The organism is Bacillus sp. ISL-46 (assembly GCF_018613205.1).
The window spans coordinates 1-26,115 of record NZ_JAGGQR010000019.1 but is presented as its reverse complement, the minus strand read 5'-3'; the positions used below and the strand labels follow the sequence as shown (position 1 = coordinate 26,115).

The window sequence follows — 26,115 nt, the reverse complement described above, 5'->3', positions numbered from 1 at the left end:
ATCCCCCTCCTCTACTTGGTATATTTAATTCGTGGATCAACAAAAACATATAATAGATCCACAATTAAATTAATGAGTACAAAAATTGCCGCAATAATTAATATCCCTGACTGGATAACCGGATAATCTCGATAGCCGATCGCATCATATAGATATCTCCCGATTCCTGGCCAGCCAAAGATTGTTTCCGTCAATATAGCTCCTCCAAGTAAAAGACCGGTTTGCAGCCCGATGATAGTTAGAACAGGGATAACGGCATTTTTTAAGGAATGTTTATAAACGACCCAAAACATGCTCAGTCCCTTTGCTCTTGCGGTACGGACATAATCTGACTTCATCACTTCCAGCATGGTTGCGCGGGTCATTCGAGCAATAATCGCCATTGGAATCGTTGCGAGTGCAATGCTAGGTAACACCAAATGCTTTATGACCGTTATAAATTGATCAAATCTTCCTTGTAAGAGGGTATCGATTAAATAAAAATTAGTAATTGCTGCAACGGGATCTCTAACATTCTCTCTTCCTGTCGTCGGAAGCCAGCCTAATTCAATTGAAAATACCCATTGCTCCATTAAACCAAGCCAAAAAATCGGCAATGATACCCCAATCAGTGCAAGAACCATCGCAACATAATCAAACCATGATTTGGAGAACCAAGCACTGACAATTCCTGCATTTACCCCCACAATGATGGCAATTAACATTGCCACTCCTGTTAGTTCGGCGGTTGCTGCTAAGTAGGACCATATTTCTTCGTTAATGGGACCCCTTGTCCTGAGTGAAACTCCTAAATCCCCATGAAGTAAAGCATTAATATAATCGGCGTATTGTATGTACCAAGGTCTATCCAACCCTAATTCCTTTGTTAACGTGGCAATTGATTCTGCAGTGGCTCTTTGCCCAAGAATTACTTGAGCGGGATTTCCTGGAATAGCATGGATGATGGCAAAAACCACGAGAGTCATCCCAATTAAAACAGGTATTAATGAAAACACACGGCGGACTGTATAAGTAAACAAATTTTTCACCTCACTGAAAAGCGTAAGCGCCTGGTTAGATGCTTTAGCTAAACAATTTTTCTACAAAAATACTGAATGTGTTTAGTTAACAAAAGGGGGAGGCTAAGCTCCCTCCCCTTTCAGCCATTATTATTTAAATTCAACTTTTGTTAGTGCTTCAGAACCAGTTGGATGCGGTAAGTAATTTGCCACATCTTTCCCTGCTGCTAACAACGGTGTAGAGTGAACAAGTGGAACCCAAGGGGCATCATCATGGATGATTACTTGTGCTTCATCATAAAGTGCATTACGCTTTGCTTGATCAATTTCTGTTTGTGCCTTAATTAAGACATCATGTAATTTGTCATTGCTGTACTGGGAATAGTTATTACTTCCAATACTGTCTTTATCAAGCAATGTGTATAAGAAGTTATCAGGGTCACCATTGTCGCCTGTCCAGCCAAGCATGAACATATCAAATTCACCTTTTGCTGCTTTATCTAAGTAAGTAGCCCAGTCCACAGATTGGATTTTGGCTTTGACATTGATTTTGCTTAAGCTCTCTTGAATAACTTCTGCAACCTTTTGCGCCTCTGGCATATATGGACGAGCCACAGGCATTGCCCATAAGTCAATTTCAAATCCTTTTTCGTATCCAGCTTCTTTTAACAATGCTTTAGCTTTCTCTAAATCATATGGATACGGCTCAACTGCCTTATTATAGCCTTCGATGGAAGGAGGCATTGGATTGACCGCTGCAAGGGCTTTCCCACCATAAAACGCATCGATGATTGATTTTTTATCGACAGCGTAGTTAATCGCTTGACGAACGAGTTTATTATCAAATGGTTTACGAGTGGTTGTTAAACCAATATAACCAACGTTCATTGATGGACGTTCAATCACTTGGAGATTGGCATTTGCTTTAACAGTCGCCTCATCTGAATTGTTTAGTCCATCCATCACATCAATCTCGCCATTTGCTAGAGCGTTCAAACGTGCAGTATTTTCAGGAATCACGCGAAAAATAACTTTGTTTAACTTAGGCAAGCCTTTTTGCCAGTAGTCAGGGTTCTTCTCAAGCGTAATTGTATCGTTTTCTTTCCACTCAACGAATTTAAATGGACCTGTTCCAACTGGATTTTGTCTAAACCTATCACCGTATTTTTTAACAGCCGCAGGGCTTGCAATTCCAAACGGAGACATGGCTAGGTTCTTAAGGAACGGTGCCTGTGGTCTGAATAATACAAATTGTACTGTATTTGCATCAACAGCTTTAACTTCTTTAATTACGTGTCCTTTTTCCCCTTTAAATCCACCAAACATGGTGTAATAGGGGAAGCTGTCGGCATTACCATTCATCCAGCGATCGAAGTTAAAAACAACCGCGTCTGCATTAAAATCAGTACCGTCATGGAATTTAACTCCTTGACGAAGCTTGAATGTGTAAGTTAAGCCATCTGGTGTAACTTTCCACGATTCAGCAAGTCCTGGATTAATAGTAGTATCTTGATCACCATATTGAATCAATGTTTCATAAATGTTTTCGGTTACTTTGAATGCTTCACCTTCAGTTGTTGTGATCGGATCTAGAGATGTAGAATCTCCACCACGACCATAAACTAGTGTATCTTTTTTCGATCCACTTCCAGTGGCAGGATCTTTTTTGCCTCCCGCTTCTTCATTGGTTTTGCTGTTACAGCCAACTAGAAACATACTGATGGCTAATAGAGAGATTAACAGCAGTTTAAAAGACCTCTTCTTCATAAGTTTTGTTGCCCCCTTATATTTTTGTTTTTTTATCATAAATGCTGCAAATCACTTGTTATATAAGTGACATGCGACAAAATGACCGTTTAGATTTTGTTCCGCAGGTCTAGTATTTTTACAAATATCCATCACCTGTGAGCATCGTGTATGGAAGGCACAACCTGAGGGAGGATTCGCAGGACTTGGAAGTTCTCCTTCTATTAAAATGGTCTCCCTCTTTATATCTGGATCCGGTATTGGCACAGCTGATAGGAGCGCTTTTGTATATGGATGCTTCGGATTTTCATATAGATCTTCACTTTCAGCTAACTCTATTAATCTTCCTAAATACATCACGCCAACACGATCACTAATATGGCGTACAACTCCTAAATCATGAGCAATAAATATGTAAGTAAGCTGAAATTCCCTTTGTATGTCCTTCATCAGGTTAAGAACCTGAGCCTGAATGGATACGTCCAGCGCTGAAACAGGCTCATCGGCGATAATTAGTTTTGGTTTGGTCATTAACGCTTTTGCAATTCCAATTCTTTGACGCTGACCGCCGCTAAATTGGTGCGGATACCTTTTGGCGTGGTAACTGCTTAAGCCAACTACCTCAAGCATATCTCTCACTTGCTTTTTACGTTCCTCTTTTGTCCCTATTCCATGAACAATGAGCGGCTCTTCAAGAATCTGTTCGATCGAATGTCTTGGATTAAGCGATGCATAAGGGTCTTGGAATACCATTTGGATATCTCGTCGAGTTTTTCTTAATTCAGATTTTGACATACTAGTAATCTCTTGATCTTCAAAAATAATCCTACCCTCACTTGCTTCAATCAAACGCGTGAGCAGACGGCCCGTGGTCGATTTACCGCAACCGCTTTCACCGACGATGCCCAATGTTTCTCCTTTTCTAACGTAAAAGGATACATCATCAACCGCTTTGACTTCTCCTTGTCTGCTCCCAAAAAGGCCGCCTGTAATCGGAAAGTACTTTTTTAATCCATTTACTTCAAGAAGTAACTCTGACACGGTTGTCACTCCCCTTCTTCAAAGTATGTAGGAAACAGCGCACTTCATGTCCGTCTTTTTCCGTTTTATACAAAACTGGTGTTTCTTCCTGGCATTGACTAAATGCCTCTGAACATCTAGCCGCGAACCGACAGCCCTTTTGGATTGATCCTGGTGTAGGGACAGTGCCGGGAATACTATAAAGCCGCTCCTTTTTCCCTCTTAAATCAGGGACGGATTTTAAAAGGCCCTTTGTATAAGGATGCTGAGGATTTTTGAGTATCGTTCTAACATCACCCTGCTCCACGATTTGCCCAGAATACATGACAATTACGCGTTCACAAATTTCTGCAACGACACCTAAATCATGGGTAATGAGAATGATCGTTGTATTTGTCTTTTTATTTAAGTCTTTCATTAAGGCAAGGATTTGTGCTTGAATTGTTACGTCAAGTGCGGTTGTTGGCTCATCCGCGATCAGCACTCTAGGATTACAGGCCATGGCCATCGCAATCATTACCCGTTGCCGCATACCGCCCGATAGTTGATGTGGATGCTCTTTAAGAATTCCTTCTGCTCTTGGAATACCAACAAGTTTTAATAATTCGATACTGCGTACATTTGCTTCTCGCTTTGAAAGGTCTGTATGCAGTCGGATGGCTTCCATTAACTGATTACCAATTGTAAACAACGGATTCAATGAGGTCATAGGCTCTTGGAATATCATTGAAATCTGATTGCCGCGGATTTTTCTCCACTCTTTTTCGGAGATATTTTTCAGGTCTTTTCCTTCAAAAATAATTTCACCATTCTCAATTTTTCCTGGTGGAGAAGGAATCAAGCCCATGGTCGCTAAAGAAGTGACACTTTTACCACTCCCCGATTCACCTACAATCCCTAGAATTTCTCCATCCTTTAATTCAAAACTGATACCATCTACTGCCGGCACGAATTTTTTCCCTGATTGAAACGATACTTTTAAGTCCTTAATACGAAGAATAGGATCCTTTTCCATATTTACACCTACCTGTACATTGATTGTTTTTATGTATTCTTTCTAATCAGAAATATAACAATATAATAAATTTTAAAATAATTATGACATATATTACTTTAGTGGTACTATCCATTTTTGTCAATTACGTGAAAAAAGTTCAAAATATTCCAGTAGCACATAGTCGCGTTAATGCAATAAGGCATTTTTTGTGTTATACACCAAATTTTTTATTTAAATATTAAAATAATAAAAAAATATAAAAAGAATAAAAAGACCCTGTAAGACTTTTGATGTCTTACAGGGTCTCTCATCTATTGTAAAAAATTATTTTTTCATACCTGTATAAATGTGAATGGCATCCCTTAAAAATTCTGCGGTCCCTGGCTGTTGTTTATCATAATAGGCGGTGAATCTTTCATCATCCACATACATTTGTGCCAGACCTGCATGGGCTTCCTTACTATATTCATTCCAATAGTAGCATAACCATTGCTTATGGAGGTCAGCGGCTGTTTGTGCCTTTTCTCCGGCTGGATCCCCTGTTTTAAAAGCTTCAGCTAACGTTTGTGTCAATTTTTCAGCTAGTGCTGTTACCTCATCATGTTGTTCTTGTGTCATATTCTGAAGTTTGGCATTTGACTTATTAACGGTTTCATCTCCATACTTTTCTCTAATTTCTTTCCCGTATTTTTTTTCATTTTCGTCAATTATTTTTTTCTTAAAACCCTCGAACTTTTCTTTATTTGACATTTTCATTCTCCCTTCTGTTACTGCGATCGTTTTATCTACATTCGCAATTAATAATTCTAACTGTTCCTTTTTCTCAAGGAGTTTTTCACGATGTTCTTTAAGTGCTGCAGCGCCATCAAAGTTTGGAGCCGTTACAATTTCTTTTATACTTTCTAAACTGATTCCTAATTCCCTGTAAAATAAGATTTGTTGAAGACGGTCCACCTCCGCTTGACCATAAATTCTGTATCCTGATGAATTAATTCTAGCTGGCTTAAGAATTCCAATTTCATCATAATACCTAAGTGTTCTGGTGCTAACACCTGCCAGACTTCCTAGTTTCTGCACGGTATACTCCATTCGACTACCTCCTCATAACCTAACGATACACCTTTACGCAACGTCAATGTCAATAACAATATAGCCTATTTTAATAGAAAAAGGTGCCTGACACCACAGATGGACAAATGTCCATCTGTGGTGTCAGGCACCCAATTAAGGCTATTAGAGCGAAAAGTCCCTCTTATCTGAAATCATTAACTATTTTAAAAAAACTTTCTTTTTCCCCTTTATTAAACTGAAATTCAGTATTATCAATGTTTATAACCTTTCATAACTTATTTTCTAAAAAAAGTTTTTGACAATTCAAAACGACAGAAAGTATTATAGTATAATAAAAGGGAGGTTGTAACATGTCAAACATGAATAGACAGAAAATTGTGGATAGTGTGCCTCAAACAGGATTTTTCGGACATCCTAAAGGACTATCTACTCTTTTCTTTACTGAATTTTGGGAGCGCTTTTCTTACTATGGAATGAGAGCCATCCTCGTTTTCTATATGTATTATGAAGTTTCTAAAGGCGGATTGGGCATTGATAAAAATCTCGCACTTTCTATCATGTCCATCTATGGATCACTTGTTTATATGTCTGGAATAATTGGCGGCTGGCTTGCTGACCGGGTCTTCGGTTCTTCAAAAGCCGTGTTTTACGGCGGAATCTTGATTATGTTTGGACATATAGCTCTAGCTATTCCTGGCAGTGTTTCTATGTTCTTTGTTTCCATGGTATTGATTGTCCTAGGTACTGGAATGCTTAAACCGAATGTTTCTTCCGCAGTAGGTGAATTGTACAGCGAAAAGGACGAACGTCGTGATGCAGGTTTCACTATTTACTATATGAGTATTAACTTGGGAGCATTCTTATCCCCGTTAATCGTTGGATCGGTTGGTAACTTCCACTTAGGTTTTGGAATTGCCGCTGTAGGTATGTTCTTAGGATTAATTGTGTTCAGTCTTACAAAGAAAAAAAATCTAGGTCTTGCAGGAACGATGATTGCCAATCCAATGTCACCTGCAGAAAAGAAAAAAGTCTTCACTTTTATTGGATTAGCTGTAATTATTCTTGCTGTTTTATGTGCAGTATTAATACCAAACGGACTTTTAACTTTTGCTAGCTTTATTAATATTGTTACTTTTCTTGGTATTTTAATTCCGACGATTTATTTCGTTGTGATGTACCGTAGTCCAAAAACAACAGCTGTAGAACGTTCAAGGATTATTGCTTATATCCCGTTATTTATTGCAGCGGTTATGTTCTGGGCAATTCAAGAGCAAGGTTCAACCATCCTTGCAAGTTATGCTGATACTCGTACACAATTACATTTTGCTGGAATTGAAATTAAGCCAGCGTGGTTTCAATCTTTAAACCCGTTATTTATTATTATATTTGCGCCTGTATTTGCTTGGTTGTGGGTTAAATTAGGAAAGCGTCAGCCATCAGTACCTCAAAAGTTCTCATTATCATTATTATTTGCTGGTTTGTCATTCCTAGTTATTCTTATACCTGCTTATTTTGGCGGTACGGATTCATTGGTGAGTCCAATGTGGCTTGTTCTTAGTTATTTAATTGTTGTATTTGGAGAATTATGCATGTCACCTGTTGGTTTGTCAGCGACTACTAAATTAGCGCCTGCAGCCTTCTCAGCACAAACGATGAGCTTATGGTTCTTAGCAAGTGCTGCTGCACAAGCACTAAATGCACAAGTTGTTAAATTCTACACACCTGAAACTGAAATGACCTATTTTGGTGTGATTGGTGGAGCATCTATCGTACTAGGTATTATCTTATTAATGTTAGCTCCGAAAATTCAGGGCTACATGAAAGGTATTCGGTAATAATAAAAAAAGGTGCCTAGTCTTCTCATCCATTGATGGTGAAGGCTGGGCACCTTTTTTATTTGTGATAAAATATAGTGTGAATGGAGGTATTCATATGGATCTTAAAGAAAAGGTAAAAAACCTTCCCTCTTCCCCTGGAGTGTATCTTATGAAGGACTCCAAAGCACAAATTATATATGTAGGAAAAGCAAAAAACCTTAAAAATCGTGTGCGGTCTTACTTCCAAAATTCAATGGCCCATCCTAAAAAGATAATAAAGCTAAAAGGAAGCCTAAAGGATTTTGACTATATCCTTACTGACACAGAATTTGAAGCGTTTATGTTGGAATGTAAATTAATCAGTGAAATTAAGCCCCTTTTTAATAGAATGATGAAAAATCCTCAATCCTATATCTATATTATGATTGAAATGGATGCCGGCTTTCACAGAATCAACACTTGTAGCAGTCCTGATAACCCTAACAGTCTTTATTTTGGTCCGTATACAAGCAAGCATACTGTCGAAAAAGCGCTCCAAGGTATCAAGGAATTCTATAAGATCTGCTGTAGCAGCCCTTCAAACAAGAACACTCCCTGCTTAAATTATTCCTTAGGTTTATGCCTTGGTATGTGTTTAGGAGGAGATGCACTTGATCGATATAATGAAAACATAACTAAGATTATCGGCTTACTGCATGGCACCGATATGAGCCTGCTTGAAGTTATGGAGCGAAGAATGACAGAGGCTTCTGAAGAATTTGATTTTGAAGTGGCTGCAAAGTATAGAGACACGTTGGATGCCATCCACTCCCTTCTAAATAAAGAAAAAGTGATTGAATTTACGGAAAGTAATAAAAATCTCGCAGTCGTTGAATCCTTAAATTACAGTACTTTTAAACTATTCCTAATTAAGAAGAACAAAATACTCTACAGTGAAAAATATTCATGGTCTGAGATTGAGGCTATGAGAGAAACAATCACGACCAATATATTAAGCATTTTTAAAACTACAGAAGTTAATTCAACAAAAAAAGTCAGCAGAGATGAAATTGATGCCGCGCAGATTATCTATAGTTATTTGAAAGGAAGCAACAGCAGTTATATCGTCATTTCTGAACAATTGCTTGATACTAAAAACACAGCTGAATTAGACGATGAGATAAACAGATTAATGCAAAAGCTATACGATTAATTGATAAATTAAAAATCTCTCATTAGAATTATGTTCATAGAAGTAAGGCAAAGTGATTTCTTTTTTCAATTCAAAAGAGGTATCGTTTTCTAAATAATAAATATAATCTTCTGATGGGTAATATAAAATCAATTCAATATTACGCTCGGATTTTTCCACCGATAGCAATATATTATTAATGGTTTTCATAAAAATTTGGATAGAAAACGGATTAAAAAAGTAAAATCGATTGTCATAAGGGTCTATTTGGTATTCTTCTGCCAAACCGCAATAAAAATCAATATTGCTATTTCTCGTGTCGGTTTTCTTTAAATAACTAGTTCGATTTTCAATTGCTTCCTGATAGAAATCCTCATTCATTTCAACGCCAACAACCATTGCATTAAATAGATAATGAATAAAAAAGTTTAATCGCCCTTTGCCACACCCAAAGTCAACTATTCGATCACGGCTAGTTAATTTATAGTTGTTAAATAATTCTTCGAGGGCGCTATATGGCGTTGGCTCATAACGATGGTAGTGAAAGGACTTATTAAATCCCTCTTGGTCCCCTCCCGTTTTTATCCCCATTAATTTATCATAATAATATTCTTTCATTGAAAACTCATAACTCCTATCCGAAAGAGTTCATCCCCCACTTTTTGTGAGGGATTCTTTTCAGGCTACTTTAATTGCTTTGCCAAAAGGAACCCTTGGCAAAATAGCTCCAGGTACAAGCCAAATCATTTCATAACTAACATTTTCTATGTCTTCTGAAATAAAGCCGGTTACATCGGTAATATAAAATAGTGTATCGATATTTTCTTCTTTTGCCCACTCAAGCACCAAGGTATACGAAGATTTCCCATGTGTATAGTATTTGATTGTATCACTTTTGACAGGTGATGTACTTCTAATTTTAAAATCTGCTTGCACCAAAATGGTGTCTGGCTTTAATTGTTCAAACAGTTTTACTATGTTATTGATCAATATGCTTGGGGCTTCATTCGTGGAAGTGTCTACAGCTAACGCAACCTTTTTATCTTGACGCTGTTGAATCATTGAAAGTATCGTTTTGTGCCATTTCAACACGACCAACTCCTTTGGAATGTATAAGTGAACCATATTATTTTGGTTTATAAAGAAAAGGTTTATGTTTGGATAATTGCGGTAATCAGAACAACAATAGAAACGTATGCAAGTAAAAAAGAAATGCTCATCTTGGTCTATTCACAGATGAGCACTAAATTTTACTATTCCTTGATTTCATTGAGTTCATCTATCAGTTGTTTGGTTCGTTTCGCATTTCCTTCGGCAAAGTTTTCAAGGCGTTCCTTTAGTTCATCATCATCATGAATTCGCTCTGCCGTTATTAGATATGTCCGCATTAAATTTTCTTCCGTTTCGATTGAATCCTCAAGAACGTCTTTAAGTAGTTCCTTTTCTTCTCCATTTTTACCATTAAACAAATTTATACCCATTGGAAAACCCTCCTTTTCATCCTTATCTTTCTCTTTTCCATTCCAGATATCCAGCCTAGTTAACAAATTCAGACTTGCCACACTTAATTAAATCGTGTAAGATTAAATCGTAGACGATTTAATTTAAAAAATTCCATAGTAAAAACCAAGGGGGAGACTCAATTGACAACGATTTATGATTTTAGTGTAAAGATGACTAATGGTGAGGAAAAATCATTAATGGATTATGAAGGCAAGCCTTTACTTATTGTGAATACTGCAAGTAAATGTGGGTTAACACCTCAATTCAAAGGACTTCAAGAATTATATGAAAAGTTTAATGAGAATGGTTTAGAGATTTTAGGTTTCCCTTGTGATCAATTCAATAATCAAGAATTTGCTAATATTGAAGAGACAACACAGTTCTGCCAATTAAACTACGGGGTAACCTTTCCAATATTCGCTAAAATTGATGTAAATGGCAATAATACTGATCCCCTATTTACTTATTTAAAGAACCAGAAACCAGGTGCTCTTACAAAAAATATAAAATGGAATTTCACAAAATTCCTAGTCGACTCTAGGGGTCAGGTGATCGAACGGTATGCCCCCACGACTGAACCAAGCAGAATTGAGAAGGATATAAAAAGATTATTTTCATAATTATTTTAAAGTAAGGTGATCATCTTGGAAGACTTCATGTTATTAAAAAACCAACTATGCTTTGCCATTTATGAAACAGCAAGTGAATTCAATAAGTTATATTCAAGTGCACTTCAACCTTATGGAATAACCTATCCTCAATACTTAGTTCTATTAGCATTATGGGAAAAAGATGGTATAACGGTTAAGGAGATAGGAGAAAAATTAAGTTTAGGTACTGGAACATTGACTCCCATGCTGACAAGAATGGAAGCAAATGGTTGGCTTAGAAAAGAGCGTTCAAAGGCAGATGAGAGAAAAGTCTATATCCATTTACAAAAGAAAGCACTGGAAGAAAAACAAGCCATTACAAAAACAGTTGGTGAAGAAATACAATCCTGTAATATTGAACTCGAGGAATATAAACAATTAATGGTGCGATTGAATCAATTGCATAGTAAGTTGAAAGAACGGGAACATTAACCTTACAACATGGTCAGTAAATACTTCATTCACAAAAACAACACTTTTTTTCAAGTGTTGTTTTTTAGTATTATTTAATTGAAGATATTTTTCGGATGGTCGGTTGGTCTTTGATCGACTGCGCTGGAAATTGATAGACAGATGGATTCCGTGTAGTGTCCATGACTTACGGTAAGAACGTTCCGAAGTCAGTGCATCATATACGTCTACAACTGCCACTATTCTTGCAAAGTATGGGATGTTTGTCCCTTTTAATCTGTCTGGATATCCGCTAAACTGTTCACTAAAAACCCGATTGCTATAATTTGCAATCGGGTATCTGTCTTTATTATAAAAAAAGAAATGACGCTAACGATTTACCTTTTAGGTAAGGACACCCATGTGCTTTCAAGCCATGTATCAAAGTCAGCACCCTTATCACCTTCGTAAGTATCATATACATCAAGTCTCATCTTCTGTATCTTCTCTTTGAACTCTTCATAGCTATGATCTTCAGGTAAACTCTTCTTAATTCTTACCAAGATTTTCGTTATATCTTTAATCAAGTCACCTTTTTTTCTTTGCGGTAATTGAACATCTTCCCCTAATTTTTTCAACTGACGGAATGCAGCTTCTTGAATCTTATATACGGAATCATTATTCATTACACGCATTAATATATCGACAATATGTTTGTTCTTCCACTTTCCTAACTCTTCAACAGCATCTAAACGTTCCCTCCAATTAGATGTTCGACTAGCCTGCTTTTTTAATTCCTCATAATTTTCAGGTAACGTATTTTTTTCTTCAGTTTTTTTCAAATAATCCAATCTCCTTCTCTTCATATATAATTCGACCATACCTTATACAAGATTTGAGTGTAATATTTATAATGATTGATGTCAATTTACACTGTAATAAACTGAAAAAACAGTAGGTAGGTTATGTTCAGTTTAAAAAAAGCAAGTAGACATGTCCAAACTTAGACTTTGTCTACCTGCTATTGCCTCCATGACTGGAGATCTATAAACTGTATCTAACCATTGGATTATTAAACAATCCCTGTTACCAAATATACTAAAATGATAAAGAAAGCAGCGATTGTTTTAATGATGGTAACAGCGAAAATGTCACGGTAGGACTGCTTATGTGTTAAGCCTGTGATCGCAAGCAACGTAATGACGGCCCCGTTATGCGGAAGTGTATCCATACCCCCTGAAGCCATGGAAATTACGCGGTGCATTACTTCAAGCGGGATACCGAATTGAGTTGCTAGTTCAATATATTTATCTGCCATAATCCCAAGTGAAATGGCGATACCAGCCGATGCGGAACCAGAAATAGCAGATAGAACATTGGTTGTAACTGCCCCATTTAATAGAGGATTCGTAAATAATTTAGCAATTCCATCTCTCGCCATCGTAAAACCAGGAAGGTTTGAAATTACCGCCCCAAAACCATATTCTGTTGCAGAGTTCATGATGGCTAATAATGCACCAGCAATACCAAGATTCATGCCATCTTTGAAGTTCATAACAACGGGTTTACGATTGTATAAAATGGTCGTAAGAATACCGACAATAAGAGCAATTTCAACTGACCAAATACCGACAACCTGGGAAGTTTCAATATTTGGAAAATTTAAGCCAATCTTAGAAAAATCAAAGCCATTAGGATACCATTTTGGAATCCAAGTGGTTAACACTTTATTTAAAACACCGACAAGGACTACTGGAACAAATGCCAAGATTTTACGGGCTATACTTTCATTTTGGTCTAAATCAATGTCGATCTGTTTTTCTTTGATTGTGCCGAAACTATAATAGCCTTCGCCCGCTTTTTCTGCCTTTTTACGACGTGAGTTTAAATAGAGCATCCCAAGTATGAAGATAAAAATTGCCCCAATTATTCCAAGAGTAGGCGCGGCATAAAGATCTGTTTTGAAAAATGTAGTTGGGATAACGTTTTGTACCTGAGGAGAACCAGGAAGTGCGTCCATCGTAAAGGTAAATGAACCAAGTGCAATCGTCCCTGGAATCAATCGTTTCGGAATATCTGACTGTCTAAATAAATGTGCTGCAAATGGATAAACAGCAAAAGCAACAACGACTAAACTTATGCCACTGTATGTTAGAATCGCACACAATAAAACGATAACTAACATTGCACGTTTACGTCCTACTAACTGAATAAGGGTAGATGCAATTGAACGGGCTAATCCTGACATTTCTACTACTTTTCCGAAAATAGCTCCTAATAGGAAAATTGGAAAGTATAGTTTAATATATTCAACCATTTTCCCCATAAATACGTTGGAGAAAAACGGAAGAACCCAATCTGGGTCTGTTAAAAAGACGGCGAATAATGCACATAACGGTGCAAACATGATAACTGAAAATCCCCGGTATGCAATAAACATTAACATTCCGAGTGCTAATAATATAATAACTAATTCCATAAAATTTCTCCTCTATTCCTAAGATGTAAATTCCAACTAAGATGAAATTAAGACGGTTATCTATCTCTTCTTAACAGCTTAAAACGCTTACATGTACAGTGTAAATAGAAAATCAATAATTGTTATTTCGATATAACTTATTTGATAGAAGGGGAACTGTTTCGTCCCCTCTTCTGAAAACTCTATTCTATTAATCTATTTGTGATGAGTTATAAAATTTTAGGCCAAAACTATTTTTGACTTGTTTTTAGCAATCTCTGCAGCCACTTCAACAATCATATCCTCTTGACCGCCAACTACTTTCCGCTTTCCTAGTTCAATTAAAATATCGCGCGAATCTACACCAAATTTTGCAGCTGCACGTTTTGCATGAAGAGCAAAGCTAGAATATACACCAGCATATCCGAGTGTTAGGCTGTCTTTTGTGATTTCTTGTGGTACTTGTAAAAGTGGTGCCACAATGTCCTCAGCTAAGTCCATCATTTTATATAAATCTACCCCTGTTTTAATACCCATCCGTTCGCAAACTGCTACAAGTACTTCTGTTTGTGTATTACCGGCACCAGCACCCAGGCAACGAACACTGCCATCAATACGAGTGGCACCTTCTTCGATTGCGGCAAGTGTATTGGCCATCGCTAAAGATAAATTGTTATGACCATGGAAACCAACATTAACGCCAATGGATTGTTTAAGAGCACGAATACGTTCGCGAACTTGGTCTGGAAGTAAGTAACCTGCAGAGTCAACAACGTATACTGAATCTGCTCCATAGCTTTCCATTAATTTAGCCTGTTCTACTAATTTAGCAACAGGTGCCATATGGTTCATCATTAAGAATCCAACTGTTTCCATCCCTAATTCTTTTGCGTAGGCAATGTGTTGTGGCGCCACGTCTGCTTCTGTTACATGTGTTGCAATACGAGCCATTTTTGCTCCTAAATTAGCTGCTTCTTTTAATTCATGTAAAGTACCGATTCCTGGTAAAAGTAACACAGCAATTTTGGATTTGTCGGCAACAGAAACGGCTGCTTCGATTAATTCCATTTCATTTGTACGTGAAAGTCCATATTGTAAAGAAGATCCTGCTAAACCGTCTCCATGTGATACTTCGATATAAGGAACATTTGCGTCATTTAATGCCTTTGCAACCTTAAGTACTTGTTCAACTGTAAATTGATGATTGATCGCATGGCTTCCATCGCGTAATGCAACCTCTGTGATAAGAATATCTCTTTCATTTGTCATTATTTTTTACCCCTTTCTACAGTTCAAACTGTTTCTTTCGTTAATAATTTTTTAGCAAACGCTTCGGCAATTTTAACACCGGCAGATGTCATGATATCTAAGTTTCCTGCGTATTTAGGAAGGTAATCACCAGCACCTTCTACTTCAAGGAAGATGGTTACTTTATTTCCTTCAAAAATTGGTTCTGTGCGGAGTCGATAGCCTGGAACATAGGATTGAACAACCGTAGTCATTTCCTCAATCGATTTCCTAATCGCTTGTTCATCCATTTTTCCATCCTCAACAAGTGTATAAACGGTATCACGCATCATAATTGGCGGTTCAGCAGGGTTTAGAATCATTATTGCTTTTCCTTTTTTAGCACCACCAACCTCAGCAATTGCATGTGAAGTTGTCTCCGTAAATTCATCGATATTTGCACGTGTTCCAGGGCCAGCACTTAAGCTCGCAATCGTTGCAACGATTTCTGCATACTCTACTGGAGCTACTCGGTTAACTGCATGAACCATTGGAATGGTGGCTTGACCACCACAGGTAATTAAATTGATATTATCTTTATCTAAATGTTCATCAATATTTACAGCAGCACATACATATGGGCCTACAGCTGCAGGGGTCATGTCAATTACTTTTATTCCTGCTTCTTTTAACACTTTTGCATTATAAAGATGAGCTTTGGCTGAAGTTGCATCAAAAACGATGTCTGCTTCTAGTGTTTTGTCTGCAAGAAAACCATCGATTCCCGTATCAACCCCAGCATAACCTAATTCTCTTGCACGGCGTAATCCGTCTGATTGCGGGTCAATCCCAATCACAGCTGTTAGCTCTAAATATTCAGAGCGTCCAAGTTTGATCATTAAATCTGTACCAATGTTCCCTGAGCCAAGAACGGCAACTTTTACTTTTGACAAAATAATTCTCCTCCTAAAAGTTAATGTGTTTATTTCTCTCTTTGGCTTTCTATCAGGTATTTTTACCTTTATAGCCTAAACAACTTGAAATCTCTGCTGCAGCACTTTTAATTCCTGCTATCACCTTAGGTAGCCGATTTTCATCAAGCCTCATTTTAGGTGCAGCACAACTTATTGAAGCGATTACATTTCCTTGATGATTAAATATCGGCGCAGCTATACATTTAAGCCCTAACTCAATTTCCTCATCATCGACCGCATAGCCTTGCTCACGTATGGAATGTAAATGGTCTTTTATTTCCTCAATATTTGTCATCGTGTGCTTTGTAAATGATTCCAAATTGATAGATGATAATATTCTGTTAACATCGTTTTCATTAAGGTTGGCAAGTATTGCCTTTCCCACACCCGTACTATGAAAAGGAGCTCTTTTTCCAATATGCGAATAAATAGTAAGGGCACTTTGACCTTCTACTTTTTCAATGTAAATAACTTCATCTCGCTGTAACGAAACTAAGTGAACAGTTTCATTTAGTTCATCCACTAAATCTCTAATAATGGGCCTTGCAATTTTCCCAATATCGAAATGTTTTCCGACAAAATTCCCAAGTTCAAAAAGCTTGATCCCAGGCTTATATTTCAAATCCTCAGGATTTTGTTGAAGAAACCCTCTATGTTCCAAGGTCTTGATAATACCGTGGACAGTACTTTTTGATAAATTTAAATTCTCACTAATCTCTTTGATACTTAGTTCTGGTTTAGTAGCCAAAAATAATTCTAGGATATCAGCGGCTCTTTCAACAGACTGAATTAAACGTTCTGACACAACCATCCTCCTTATATTCGACATTATCGAACGAAGTTCACATTTCTTAAGGACAATCTAATAGTAACTCTCGTTCATTATTCTGTCAATATTTTTAATAATTTAGTTGTTTTTTTAATTTACGTTGAAAATATAAAAAAAGGAGCCTGATTTCATAGAAATCAGACTCCTTTTTAAATAATCTCAAATTGTTTAAAACCTGTTGTATCTGGGATAAAATCTAACGTTTTATTATTGAAATAATGGCACTCACCATTGTCAATAATGAAATGCAACTCATCCTTAGTGATTTCTGCATCATTTGGCTGAATCGTTTCTTCCAAGGTCAATTTCACTTTCATAAAACAACTTTTACGCATTTGCAGCCGGATAAATTGTTTTGAATCAGCTAGTTTCAACCTATTTTGTAGTTCTGTTTTGGCATTTTCAGTTAATATAAACACGCGGTCATCCTCACACCTTAATTTCCTAAAAAGAGATTTAATTAATGATTATCATGTACCACAAAAGGTTTGGTAAGGCTGGGTTGATTGCTCAGGAAGCGTGCAGTATTCCGCCTGTTCTGGGGAGTGCGCATATGGGCTTGAAAGTACATTAAGCAACCGCTCCATTACGCTGTAGTCTTCTTGATTCACGGCAGCGTCTAGTGCGGCCTCCACCCGGTGGTTACGAGGAATTACCGCAGGATTGCTATTACGCATCAACTGGTGTGAGGAGTCTTTCGATTCCTGCTGTCTGTTTAGACGTGCTTGCCATTGCTCATACCACTGCTTAAATTCCGAAGTCTCCACTAAGACTGTATCCTCCGGCTTATCGAAAGTTAATGCTCGGAAAGTATTGGTATAGTCCACCTTATACTTCTGCATCATAGTTAAAAGATTATCAACAAGAGATTCATCCTGTTCTTCCTCGTTAAATATGCCGAGTTTGGCTCTCATTCCAGCCAGCCAATTACCCTGGAACAACTCCATAAAATGTGAAATCTCATCCTGAGCCAGTTGGACAGCCTGTTCCTGATTGTCATGTAAGAGCGGCAAAAGAGTTTCAGCCAATCGAGCGAGATTCCAACCGGCAATATACGGCTGATTGCCATAAGCATAACGTCCTTGCCTATCAATAGAACTAAATACTGTTGCAGGATCATAAGTATCCATAAAAGCACACGGACCATAATCAATCGTTTCTCCGCTAATGGTCATGTTGTCGGTGTTCATGACCCCGTGGATAAAACCAACCAACTGCCATTTCGCTACTAGCGCTGCCTGACGTTTGATCACTTCCTGTAGCAGCGATAGATATCGTCTCTCATCAGTGTCAACGTGTGGATAATGGCGTTTTAGTGTATAGTCTGCTAGTACCTGGAGCTCCTCAACTGTGCCCCATTTTGCAACGTATTGAAAGGTACCAACGCGCAGATGGCTGGCTGCCACACGAGTCAGAATCGCACCTGGCAGGGCGGTTTCGCGGAGTACTGCCTCCCCGGTTGTCACAACAGCTAAACTTCGGGTGGTTGGTATCCCAAGCGCATCCATTGCTTCGCTGATGATGTATTCACGCAGCATCGGTCCAAGCCCCGCTCGACCATCGCCTCCGCGGGAGTACGGTGTTCTACCTGGACCCTTAAGTTGAATATCAAACCGTTCACCTTTCGGGGTGATTTGTTCACCAAGCAAGATAGCCCGTCCATCCCCTAATTTCGTGAAATGCCCAAATTGATGCCCTGCATATGCTTGGGCAAGCGGCATTGCCCCATCAGGTATCCGGTTGCCAGCCAACACCGCTACACCATTTTCGCTTTCGAGCTCCTGTATATTCAAGCCAAGGGAGGTTGCCAGCCGATTATTGAGAATAATCAACTTGGGTGAGCGTACAGGGGTTGGGTCGGTACTGGTAAAAAATGATTCTGGCAGTCGGGCATAACTGTTATCTAAATTCCAGCCTAGTTCATTAATTTCTTTAGCCATCGAATCCCCTTTTCTTTTTAAAAAGTTTAGAGCAACCAATGTAGTGTTGCTCTGTTTGTTATTACTGTTCCCTATATTTTATAGCTATACCTTTTAAGAAATTCCTTGCGTATTTATCCCCGCACTCTTTATAATTCTTATGTCCTTCTTTTCTTAATAAAGCGCCGAGTTCTCCTTTTGTTACTGTTATTCCTGCATTTTCGAATATTTCCAGCATATCCTCAGTAGTTAATGCCAGCGCTATTTTCACTTTCTTCAACAAGAGATTATTAACGTTTGCGCTTTTCTTTATTGATGGTTCCGGTGTATCCGACTGTCCTGGTTTGGTCTCTTGTTTCCCTCTTTTAAAAATAATAAGGCCATTTAAAAATGAATCTAACATACTGTTATTACATTTTATTTGATCGTCATATTCAGCCTCATCATCGGATTTTGTTAGAATCTTTATTACCTCAGGGACTGTTACTTCCACTCCGCCAAGTTTAAATATTTCTGCCATTTCTTTATTTTTTATTTCTAGTGCATATCTCATTCGAATTAATATATCATTATTATCCATCAGTAAGTCTCCCTTTAAAATTGATGTTCCACTTTTAGACTGTCATTTTCCAACTTGATAAAGCTAGCCAGTTCTCCATTTGCTCATACTCGGGGATTATTTTACCTACAAGGCGCCAAAAAGATCGATCATGATTCAGATGAACCATATGGCACATTTCATGAACGACTACATATTCAATTACCTTCAATGGTGCCATCGCGAGCTTCCAATTGAAGGTTAATAGCTGCCTGGAATCACAGGTTCCCCAGTTCCTGTTATTATCAGAAATACGGATAGACCTTGGTTTTATTTTAAAGTTACTTTGATAGGAACGAATACTCCTCTCTACTAAGGTTTTACATTGCTGATAATAAAACCGTTTTAAGGCTTGTTTTATTTTCTCATCCTCAAGCTGTTTCACATATATATATAACTTATCCCCTTCTAACACTACATAGTCTTTCTTGATAGTTATATCTTGAGAGACCTGGATAGAATATTCGTCTCCTAAATAAAGAAAGGTTTCACCATGATCATAGACCTTTACCTTTTGGCCAAGCGTTCTATCCTTCATTTCTGTTGATTTTTGCTGGATCCAATCCCATTTTTCCTCTAATAATTGCAGGATAAGTTCATCGGAGGTCCCTTTAGGAGCCTGGATTTCAACATTTCCATAAACATCTATATAAATGCCCATGGATGTACGATTTTTATAATTTATCTCAAAACTAAGGGTCTGACCTAAATATTTATGTATCATTTAATCACCTTCATTTATGACAATGGGTAAAATAACAGCAAAAAAAATTAGAGTAAGTATAAATAACCTACTCTAACATGATTTTGCCTATGTTTATTTGAAAAAGCAATTAACTTTTTTGCAAGGGTCTCACTATTTAAGATTACATTTCAAAAAATGGTTACTTCTAACGCAATACTCTAGCAGCACTAGAAAATTTAGACGGATTATACGAAGCAATTTTCACAACATCACCCGTTTGCGGAGCATGTATATATTGCCCGCCTCCAATATAAATGCCGACATGATAGGCAGGAGAACCCCTGAATACTAAATCTCCTGGCTGTACTTGACTCGGAGAAATTCTTGTTCCAACATTTTGCTGGTCTCGTGAAACTCTTGGCAGATTAATGCCAACTGAACGAAACACATAGGAAGTGAATCCCGAACAATCAAATCCGCTTGGCGTTGACCCGCCCCAAACGTAAGGAACGCCCAAAAATTGTTTAGCGTAAGCAATCATCGCACTTGCCGATCCAGAGTTAGTTGAAATGGCTGCAACTGACGGTGGTGCAGACTTAGAAGGTCTGCTGCTTACTGGTGCCTGTTGTTGAGTTTGTTGCTGGGCTTGTTGAGCAGGCTGTTGGGACTGTTGTTGGGCTTGCTGAGCTCGTTCTTGGGCTTGTTGTTGTGCAGCAAGCTGTCGGGCTTGTTCAGCCTTTTGTTGTGCCAGTTGAGCCTGTTGGTTTTGTAATGTGTTTTTCGCCTCAGCTATTCCTTTTTCAACTTCTTTTTTATCTTCTTCAATCTTTTTTTGTTCAGAAGCTAATTCAACCTGGCTCTTTTTTAATTGGTCAAACTCATTATGTAATTTTTCCTCTGCATTTTCTAACGCTTGTTCTTTATCATTTAAACCGTTCAGTAAGTCTGTGTCAGTTTCCATGATATGCGATATAGCAGTAAAACGAGTTAAAAACTCTGAAATGTTATCAGACGAAAGTAAAAGCTCCGCGTAAGTAGCGATTGATTGTTTGCCCTCTAACTGAATGCTTTTTAGACGATCAGAATAGACCTTTTTATGAGCATCTAAGGACTTTTTAGCGTTTTCAATTTCAGCCTCTGTTTTTTCAATTTTTCCTTGTTGTGTTTTAATCTGATCGTTTAGTTTTTGACTTTTCTCCATGGATAAGGAGATCCGGTTGTCTAATTGCTGGATCTTTGTTTCAAAGTCATTGATTTGTACTTTTGTAGAATTGATTTCTTTTAGTGTAACTGGTGAATCTACTGGACTTGCAAAAGTAGGTGTTGCTTGAATCATAGTGGCGAGGATGGCAGCCGATACTGTATATTTAAATAATTTTCTTATCATTTTAAAATCTCCTCTTGTTACCTATTGTTTATTCGATTTTTTTATATATTAATAGTTTATCTTCCAAACGGACTAATAACAATGAAACAGTCGATAATGTAATATAATTGTAATTTTATGTAGAATAATCTGATAAAGAGTCGACTCCTGTTCCCTATTTTAGACGGACACCCATCACGGTATTCTAGAGCATAAACATAAACCTAAACCTGTATTGTTAAAATAGACCAAAAAAAAAGAAACAGGATATTATCCCATTCCAAATTTGCAGCTTCTTAATATTAATTCTTTTAATTCCTTTGTATTTTCCAAATTCCTCAGTATAGGCCTTTCCTCTAAGAGGATTTTTTAATAAATCATCTGTTTCTAAACAAGTTGAGAAATAAAAGGTACATAAAAATATTTGTCAACTTGGGATCAAGACCTTAAGTCCGCACTTACATGGCTTGTTTTAATCATTCTAATCTAATTATTTTGCTCAAGGCATTGATAAACCGCCATCATATCTCGTTTATTTAACTCACGAATACGATTGAAAATTGGAATATCAGCGACAGCTTCTGTATATAAGCTTTCTTCAACAACATCACTTACTATGCCGGTTAACCATGTTTTTACTGATATGCCTTCGACCATTTCCTTGCGACCTTCATCATTGATGCCACTTGCACGACAACTCACACATGGTATCGTTAATTTAAACACGCCATCATGAAGATTCTCTTCTGTAATGACTTTCTTTCCTTTACAGAATGGACATGGATGACTTTTTATAATCTTATTAATTTGAGTGACTATTTTTTTGTAACCAAATGTTTCATAAACATATGTTAGTTTTTTGTATTTTCCATTATTAAAATACTTATTAATGATGGTTTCTCTCGTCTCATTGATATTGGCAAAATCACAGATGGTAATCTCATTATTAATGCTGATGGATTCGATATTGTCTCTAATGCTGTCCCAGAATGGTAAGACATTTTGTAATACTATTTCATACCCAACAAAGCTTGCGAGTTCCAATTCAAACATTTTCAGCGCGACTTGTGTTTTTCTAGACAGCAGGGAGACATCTTCTGTCAAAGTCATATCGCCGCCAACAATAGATTTTAGCTTTACGAGTACAGGTAACTCACCTACTAATTGTAACACTTGATCAAGTGGCTGATTAATAATCTCACGAATATCTGTGTCACCAAATGTAAGCTGTTTATGATGATTAAGTACAGTTCCATGACAAATCGGACAAGTAATCATTTCTTTAGATGCTTTCATTTGCTCTTTAATTAGCGATTTCGAAATGACCATATACCCACCAACGATGGTATTAAAGCCTACCCAGGTCCTCTGTGTCTTGCCTGCTCTATCATAGAATGTCTTTTCAAAGTATCCGTACCAAAACGTATGCTTTTCTTCTTTTGACATCTCATTGTAGCTTTTCGTCAGATCAAACCCGAGCTCATTCTTAATTTCCTCAAATAGAAACTCTAATTTTGGATATTGATAATATTTTAATACTTCCATCACTTCAGGATAAAATAGGCCATCCCAGAATGGAACCGTTTTGTCCTGAATGACAAGATCTTTATCAAATATTTCAATCTTAAGGCGGCCTGAGCACGAAGGACAATGATTGTCCTGTGAATAGAAATCAAAACTTCTCGTATCTTTATTGGTCGGATGCGCCGCCACAATATGGTTGATCACGCCGCACATTTCATAGAGAAAACTATATTGACTATACAAATGTCTTTCAAGATCTATGGCAATGACAGGTGCAATAGTTTCAGATTCGTATTCGCCGTAAATCAAACGGGCCATTGATGATAAGCTTTTTAAGATACCGCCCTTATAGACATTTTCTGCATTTTTAAAATAGTCGATATGATTTTCTTTTAAATAAGTAATGCCATTTTGCGCTTTGAGTGTCGAAGAAATTTGCGATGGAAGCGCATCATCTTCCCTATTTTTAAGCTCGTAATATTCGTTATGACTGACAACTTCAAGATGCGTGACAGGTGCAATCTTTCTTTTACCAAAATCAACGATAAAATCAGAGCTTTCTAACATATAGGCATTATGTTCAATCATCATGATAGAGACTGATTCATCTTGCAGAATGACCCTGACACTATCAATGAATTGGTTTAAAATATTTTGTGATAACCCTTTTGAAGGCTCATCAAAAATAAAAAGCGTATGTGGGTTTCTTGAGTTAGCAAACAGCTCCGAAACTAAATGAACACATTGAAATTCTCCAGTCGATAATGTTTGTGTTTTTCTTTCTAATGTCAAATAACCTAGTCCAAGTTTGATCAATAAGCTCAAACGTTTATGTGCGATATCCTCATTTGGAAGGTCCTCAATAATGTCTTCAATCGAGCGCTCAAAAATATCATCAATATCTTCACTATATTTTGTGAGTTTCTTTTTGATATCAAGAAAAGTCGCAACGGTGGATCGACTGGTAATCGATTGGTTTCGATCCTGACCAACGATAACCAGTTTATCTTTTGGATAACGCTTCAGAAAATCTTTGGCGATACATTCATTGACTAGCGTAGATTTACCACATCCAGACTCACCCGTAAAGGTGACAAGTCTATTTTTGGGAATCTGAATTTCAGCCATTTGAATATTACGGAAGTAAAGATCTTGAAAATGATAGTATTCTGCTGGCACTCCCTGATTTCGTTCCCAGGGAATCGGTTTTGGACGCGGTGATTCTTCGACAATTTTTCCGCCGTATTTACCACTGCCAGGTCCAAAGAACAATTGCTCATCCGTTGTATCCAGCACTGTGTCAGAATGATCAATGAACCAAATTTGGTTCTTATAGCCTAATTGTTGAATCTGTTCTAAAATTTTCAATAATGTTTGGTGATCAAGACCAACGGAGATTTCATCAATAATAATCACGGTATTTTCACTGGCTGCCATGAATTCTGCCAAGTAAAGCCGTGTTAATTCCCCTCCTGACAAAGTACCCATGATCCGATTTAATGTTAAGTAACCAATATTCATATTGATAATATTTTTAAGAATATGTTGTTTCGCTTCATTAATATGTAATTCCTCTGAAAGGGAATGAATCGATTCAATGCTTAAATTGTTGATATCGGAAATACTATGTGGTTGATCAAATAAATCAATTTTATATTGTTCAACTTCTTGATTATAGCGCTTTCCCTTACACTTTTTACATTCGACATTTTTAGTAGTTCCACGACCTTTACAATCCGGACACCAGCCCAACGGATTATTAAATGAAAAAACTTCCGGAGAAAGATTATATTTTTCAGCAAGACTAACACGAATCTCTGTAAACACGCCAGTATGCGTGCCAATTGTTGAACGTGGATTGGAAGAAATGGATGATCTCCCGAGAAAAAGTACTAAAGGCATCTCTTCCATCTTGATGGCACTGAAATTAGTTTCCATAATATTGGGGAATAAATACTGATATTCAGCCTTAGGCAATAAGGAAACGAGACGCTTCTTGGATTCTTCACCAATAGTTTGACAAAATGTGGTTTTACCAGATCCGGACAAACCAGCAATTCCTAACGATTGATCTTCCGGCAAGACGGCATCTAAACGATTAATATTGTTGGCAATTAATTGATTTATTTTCATATTGATCCTCCCCATTCTCTAAATCTAGTATTGCCATGTTAGCACAACTTCAAATGAATTTGTTGTGTTAGTTTTTGAAAAAACAAACGACTCAGTCCTATACTGAGCCGTTTGGTCTTACATTTCCTCTAACAATTTTTTCAGTTCTTCGCCCATGTTTGCCCAACCATATTTCGCACCATTGAACGCTTGATCTTCTTTTTCGAATCCTGTTTGGTCAAGATGTAAGTAGGTTGTTCCATCCTCTTCCTTCAATGTCCATGTGACAGTAGTGTTTATCGGACCACCTACCCATGTGTAAGATAACTTATAAGGCTCGTCCACTACTAATACTTCACAATCTACAATTAAATTCCACTGCTCATTTCGGAATTGACATTTATGTCCTACGATTGGTTTGAAGTCATTTTTCATTATCCATTTTGCAAGAGTATCCGAATCTGTTAATGCGTTCCAAACCTTATTGATTGAACTTGTAAACTGAAAATCTAATGATACACTTGCCATTATTCATTCCTCCGATAATAAATTTTTTAAGAGTATCACTTTTTCCTTCCAAAATTTCTCGTAAAAGGATACCCAATCTTTAATTTCTTGTAGGGGAGCTGCATTTAGTCGATACCTTGTTTCCCTACCAATTTTACGGTCAGCAACTAGACCGGCTTCTTTAAGGATTGCCAAATGTTTAGATACAGCAGTACGCCCCATTTGAAATTGAGCCGTTAATTCGTGAAGAGGTAACTCTTCTGCATCTGCCAACAATCGTAACAATTTACGTCTCGTTGGGTCAGCGATGGCTGCATAAACATCACGCTCTTGATTTTTCTCGTTCAAAATCACCCCCCCTTTTTAAATAGGACACTAATTAGTGTCTTTATTATAGGACACTAATTGGTGTCCCGTCAAATTTTATTTTAGTCATAAGTTAATCGTTCTATTCATTTGTCATCATATCTTTATTCATATTCAATACAGTTTTGATAATCCGTTACAGGAAACGTAAAAAGGCAACACCCAGAGTAATATGGTACCTATAGAT

26 protein-coding genes are annotated in these 26,115 nt (G+C 37.3%); 4 read left to right on the top strand and 22 right to left on the bottom strand.

The features are described from left to right. Positions 1-11: 11 nt before the first annotated feature. The 5 genes from J7E67_RS12680 to J7E67_RS12660 form a co-directional block, all read right to left on the bottom strand. A complete protein-coding gene (locus J7E67_RS12680; protein ID WP_214717033.1) occupies positions 12-1,019 on the bottom strand; it encodes an ABC transporter permease in 1,008 nt (335 codons plus the stop codon). 129 nt (positions 1,020-1,148) lie between these two features. After that, positions 1,149-2,765 carry an ABC transporter substrate-binding protein gene (locus tag J7E67_RS12675; protein WP_214717034.1) on the bottom strand — a complete coding sequence of 539 codons (1,617 nt, stop codon included), beginning with the start codon at positions 2,763-2,765 and terminating at the stop codon, positions 1,149-1,151. Between the two features lie 51 nt (positions 2,766-2,816). Next, positions 2,817-3,785: an ABC transporter ATP-binding protein gene (locus J7E67_RS12670; RefSeq protein ID WP_214717035.1), complete on the bottom strand. Its 969-nt coding sequence runs from the start codon at positions 3,783-3,785 to the stop codon at positions 2,817-2,819. Continuing rightward, entirely contained in the window at positions 3,766-4,779 is a 1,014-nt protein-coding gene (locus tag J7E67_RS12665) for an ABC transporter ATP-binding protein (protein ID WP_214717036.1), read from the bottom strand. Before J7E67_RS12665 ends, J7E67_RS12670 begins: the two co-directional genes overlap by 20 nt. Positions 4,780-5,085: 306 nt before the next feature. Next, positions 5,086-5,850, bottom strand: a complete 765-nt coding sequence (locus J7E67_RS12660; protein ID WP_214717037.1) for a MerR family transcriptional regulator — start codon at positions 5,848-5,850, stop codon at positions 5,086-5,088. Between the two features lie 332 nt (positions 5,851-6,182). On the opposite strand from J7E67_RS12660, the gene J7E67_RS12655 reads away from it, so the two are divergent. Together J7E67_RS12655 and J7E67_RS12650 are read left to right on the top strand one after the other, a co-directional pair. Next, the gene (locus J7E67_RS12655) at positions 6,183-7,667 is read left to right on the top strand and encodes a peptide MFS transporter (RefSeq protein ID WP_214717038.1); all 1,485 of its coding nucleotides are present in this window, start codon (positions 6,183-6,185) and stop codon (positions 7,665-7,667) included. Between the two features lie 97 nt (positions 7,668-7,764). After that, positions 7,765-8,841, top strand: coding sequence for a GIY-YIG nuclease family protein (locus J7E67_RS12650; RefSeq protein WP_214717039.1), 1,077 nt, complete (start codon positions 7,765-7,767; stop codon positions 8,839-8,841). On the opposite strand, the gene J7E67_RS12645 is transcribed toward J7E67_RS12650, so the two are convergent. The 3 genes from J7E67_RS12645 to J7E67_RS12635 form a co-directional block, all read right to left on the bottom strand. After that, on the bottom strand, positions 8,830-9,438 hold the full coding sequence (locus J7E67_RS12645) for a methyltransferase (RefSeq protein WP_168242271.1): 609 nt from the start codon (positions 9,436-9,438) through the stop codon (positions 8,830-8,832). The two genes, J7E67_RS12650 and J7E67_RS12645, sit on opposite strands and share 12 nt — an antisense overlap. A 60-nt stretch (positions 9,439-9,498) precedes the next feature. Further along, positions 9,499-9,882 (bottom strand): vWA domain-containing protein, encoded by a 384-nt coding sequence (locus J7E67_RS12640; RefSeq protein ID WP_374102998.1) that lies wholly within the window; start codon positions 9,880-9,882, stop codon positions 9,499-9,501. A gap of 191 nt (positions 9,883-10,073) precedes the next feature. Beyond that, complete coding sequence (locus tag J7E67_RS12635) at positions 10,074-10,301, bottom strand: hypothetical protein (protein ID WP_214717040.1); 228 nt, start codon at positions 10,299-10,301, stop codon at positions 10,074-10,076. Positions 10,302-10,463: 162 nt separating this feature from the next. On the opposite strand from J7E67_RS12635, the gene J7E67_RS12630 reads away from it, so the two are divergent. After that, positions 10,464-10,943: a glutathione peroxidase gene (locus J7E67_RS12630; RefSeq protein WP_168242268.1), complete on the top strand. Its 480-nt coding sequence runs from the start codon at positions 10,464-10,466 to the stop codon at positions 10,941-10,943. Positions 10,944-10,979: 36 nt separating this feature from the next. Next, positions 10,980-11,405 carry a MarR family winged helix-turn-helix transcriptional regulator gene (locus J7E67_RS12625; RefSeq protein ID WP_251026733.1) on the top strand — a complete coding sequence of 142 codons (426 nt, stop codon included), beginning with the start codon at positions 10,980-10,982 and terminating at the stop codon, positions 11,403-11,405. On the opposite strand, the gene J7E67_RS32310 is transcribed toward J7E67_RS12625, so the two are convergent. The 14 genes from J7E67_RS32310 to J7E67_RS12560 form a co-directional block, all read right to left on the bottom strand. Further along, complete coding sequence (locus tag J7E67_RS32310) at positions 11,352-11,717, bottom strand: HD-GYP domain-containing protein (RefSeq protein ID WP_483861474.1); 366 nt, start codon at positions 11,715-11,717, stop codon at positions 11,352-11,354. The two genes, J7E67_RS12625 and J7E67_RS32310, sit on opposite strands and share 54 nt — an antisense overlap. A gap of 44 nt (positions 11,718-11,761) precedes the next feature. After that, positions 11,762-12,205, bottom strand: coding sequence for a HEAT repeat domain-containing protein (locus tag J7E67_RS12620; protein WP_251026732.1), 444 nt, complete (start codon positions 12,203-12,205; stop codon positions 11,762-11,764). A 230-nt stretch (positions 12,206-12,435) separates the two neighbouring features. After that, a complete protein-coding gene (locus J7E67_RS12615) occupies positions 12,436-13,842 on the bottom strand; it encodes a GntP family permease (protein ID WP_214717042.1) in 1,407 nt (468 codons plus the stop codon). Positions 13,843-14,061: 219 nt separating this feature from the next. Beyond that, positions 14,062-15,090 carry a 4-hydroxy-2-oxovalerate aldolase gene (dmpG, locus tag J7E67_RS12610; RefSeq protein WP_168242264.1) on the bottom strand — a complete coding sequence of 343 codons (1,029 nt, stop codon included), beginning with the start codon at positions 15,088-15,090 and terminating at the stop codon, positions 14,062-14,064. Positions 15,091-15,113: 23 nt separating this feature from the next. Next, positions 15,114-16,001 (bottom strand): acetaldehyde dehydrogenase (acetylating), encoded by an 888-nt coding sequence (locus J7E67_RS12605; protein WP_214717043.1) that lies wholly within the window; start codon positions 15,999-16,001, stop codon positions 15,114-15,116. Between the two features lie 52 nt (positions 16,002-16,053). Then, complete coding sequence (locus J7E67_RS12600) at positions 16,054-16,827, bottom strand: IclR family transcriptional regulator (protein WP_214717044.1); 774 nt, start codon at positions 16,825-16,827, stop codon at positions 16,054-16,056. A 173-nt stretch (positions 16,828-17,000) separates the two neighbouring features. Next, entirely contained in the window at positions 17,001-17,270 is a 270-nt protein-coding gene (locus tag J7E67_RS12595) for an iron-sulfur cluster biosynthesis family protein (protein WP_214717045.1), read from the bottom strand. Positions 17,271-17,321: 51 nt separating this feature from the next. Next, the gene (locus tag J7E67_RS12590; protein WP_214732038.1) at positions 17,322-18,791 is read right to left on the bottom strand and encodes a protein adenylyltransferase SelO; all 1,470 of its coding nucleotides are present in this window, start codon (positions 18,789-18,791) and stop codon (positions 17,322-17,324) included. 61 nt (positions 18,792-18,852) lie between these two features. Further along, positions 18,853-19,350, bottom strand: a complete 498-nt coding sequence (locus J7E67_RS12585; RefSeq protein ID WP_214717047.1) for a YehS family protein — start codon at positions 19,348-19,350, stop codon at positions 18,853-18,855. A 34-nt stretch (positions 19,351-19,384) separates the two neighbouring features. Next, entirely contained in the window at positions 19,385-20,092 is a 708-nt protein-coding gene (locus J7E67_RS12580; protein ID WP_214717048.1) for a M48 family metallopeptidase, read from the bottom strand. Between the two features lie 166 nt (positions 20,093-20,258). After that, positions 20,259-21,440 (bottom strand): C40 family peptidase, encoded by a 1,182-nt coding sequence (locus J7E67_RS12575; protein WP_214717049.1) that lies wholly within the window; start codon positions 21,438-21,440, stop codon positions 20,259-20,261. Between the two features lie 465 nt (positions 21,441-21,905). Then, positions 21,906-25,076: an ATP-binding cassette domain-containing protein gene (locus J7E67_RS12570; protein WP_214732036.1), complete on the bottom strand. Its 3,171-nt coding sequence runs from the start codon at positions 25,074-25,076 to the stop codon at positions 21,906-21,908. A gap of 117 nt (positions 25,077-25,193) precedes the next feature. Beyond that, a complete protein-coding gene (locus tag J7E67_RS12565; protein WP_214732033.1) occupies positions 25,194-25,583 on the bottom strand; it encodes an SRPBCC family protein in 390 nt (129 codons plus the stop codon). Positions 25,584-25,586: 3 nt separating this feature from the next. Beyond that, complete coding sequence (locus J7E67_RS12560; protein ID WP_214732031.1) at positions 25,587-25,910, bottom strand: ArsR/SmtB family transcription factor; 324 nt, start codon at positions 25,908-25,910, stop codon at positions 25,587-25,589. Between the last annotated feature and the right edge of the window lie 205 nt (positions 25,911-26,115).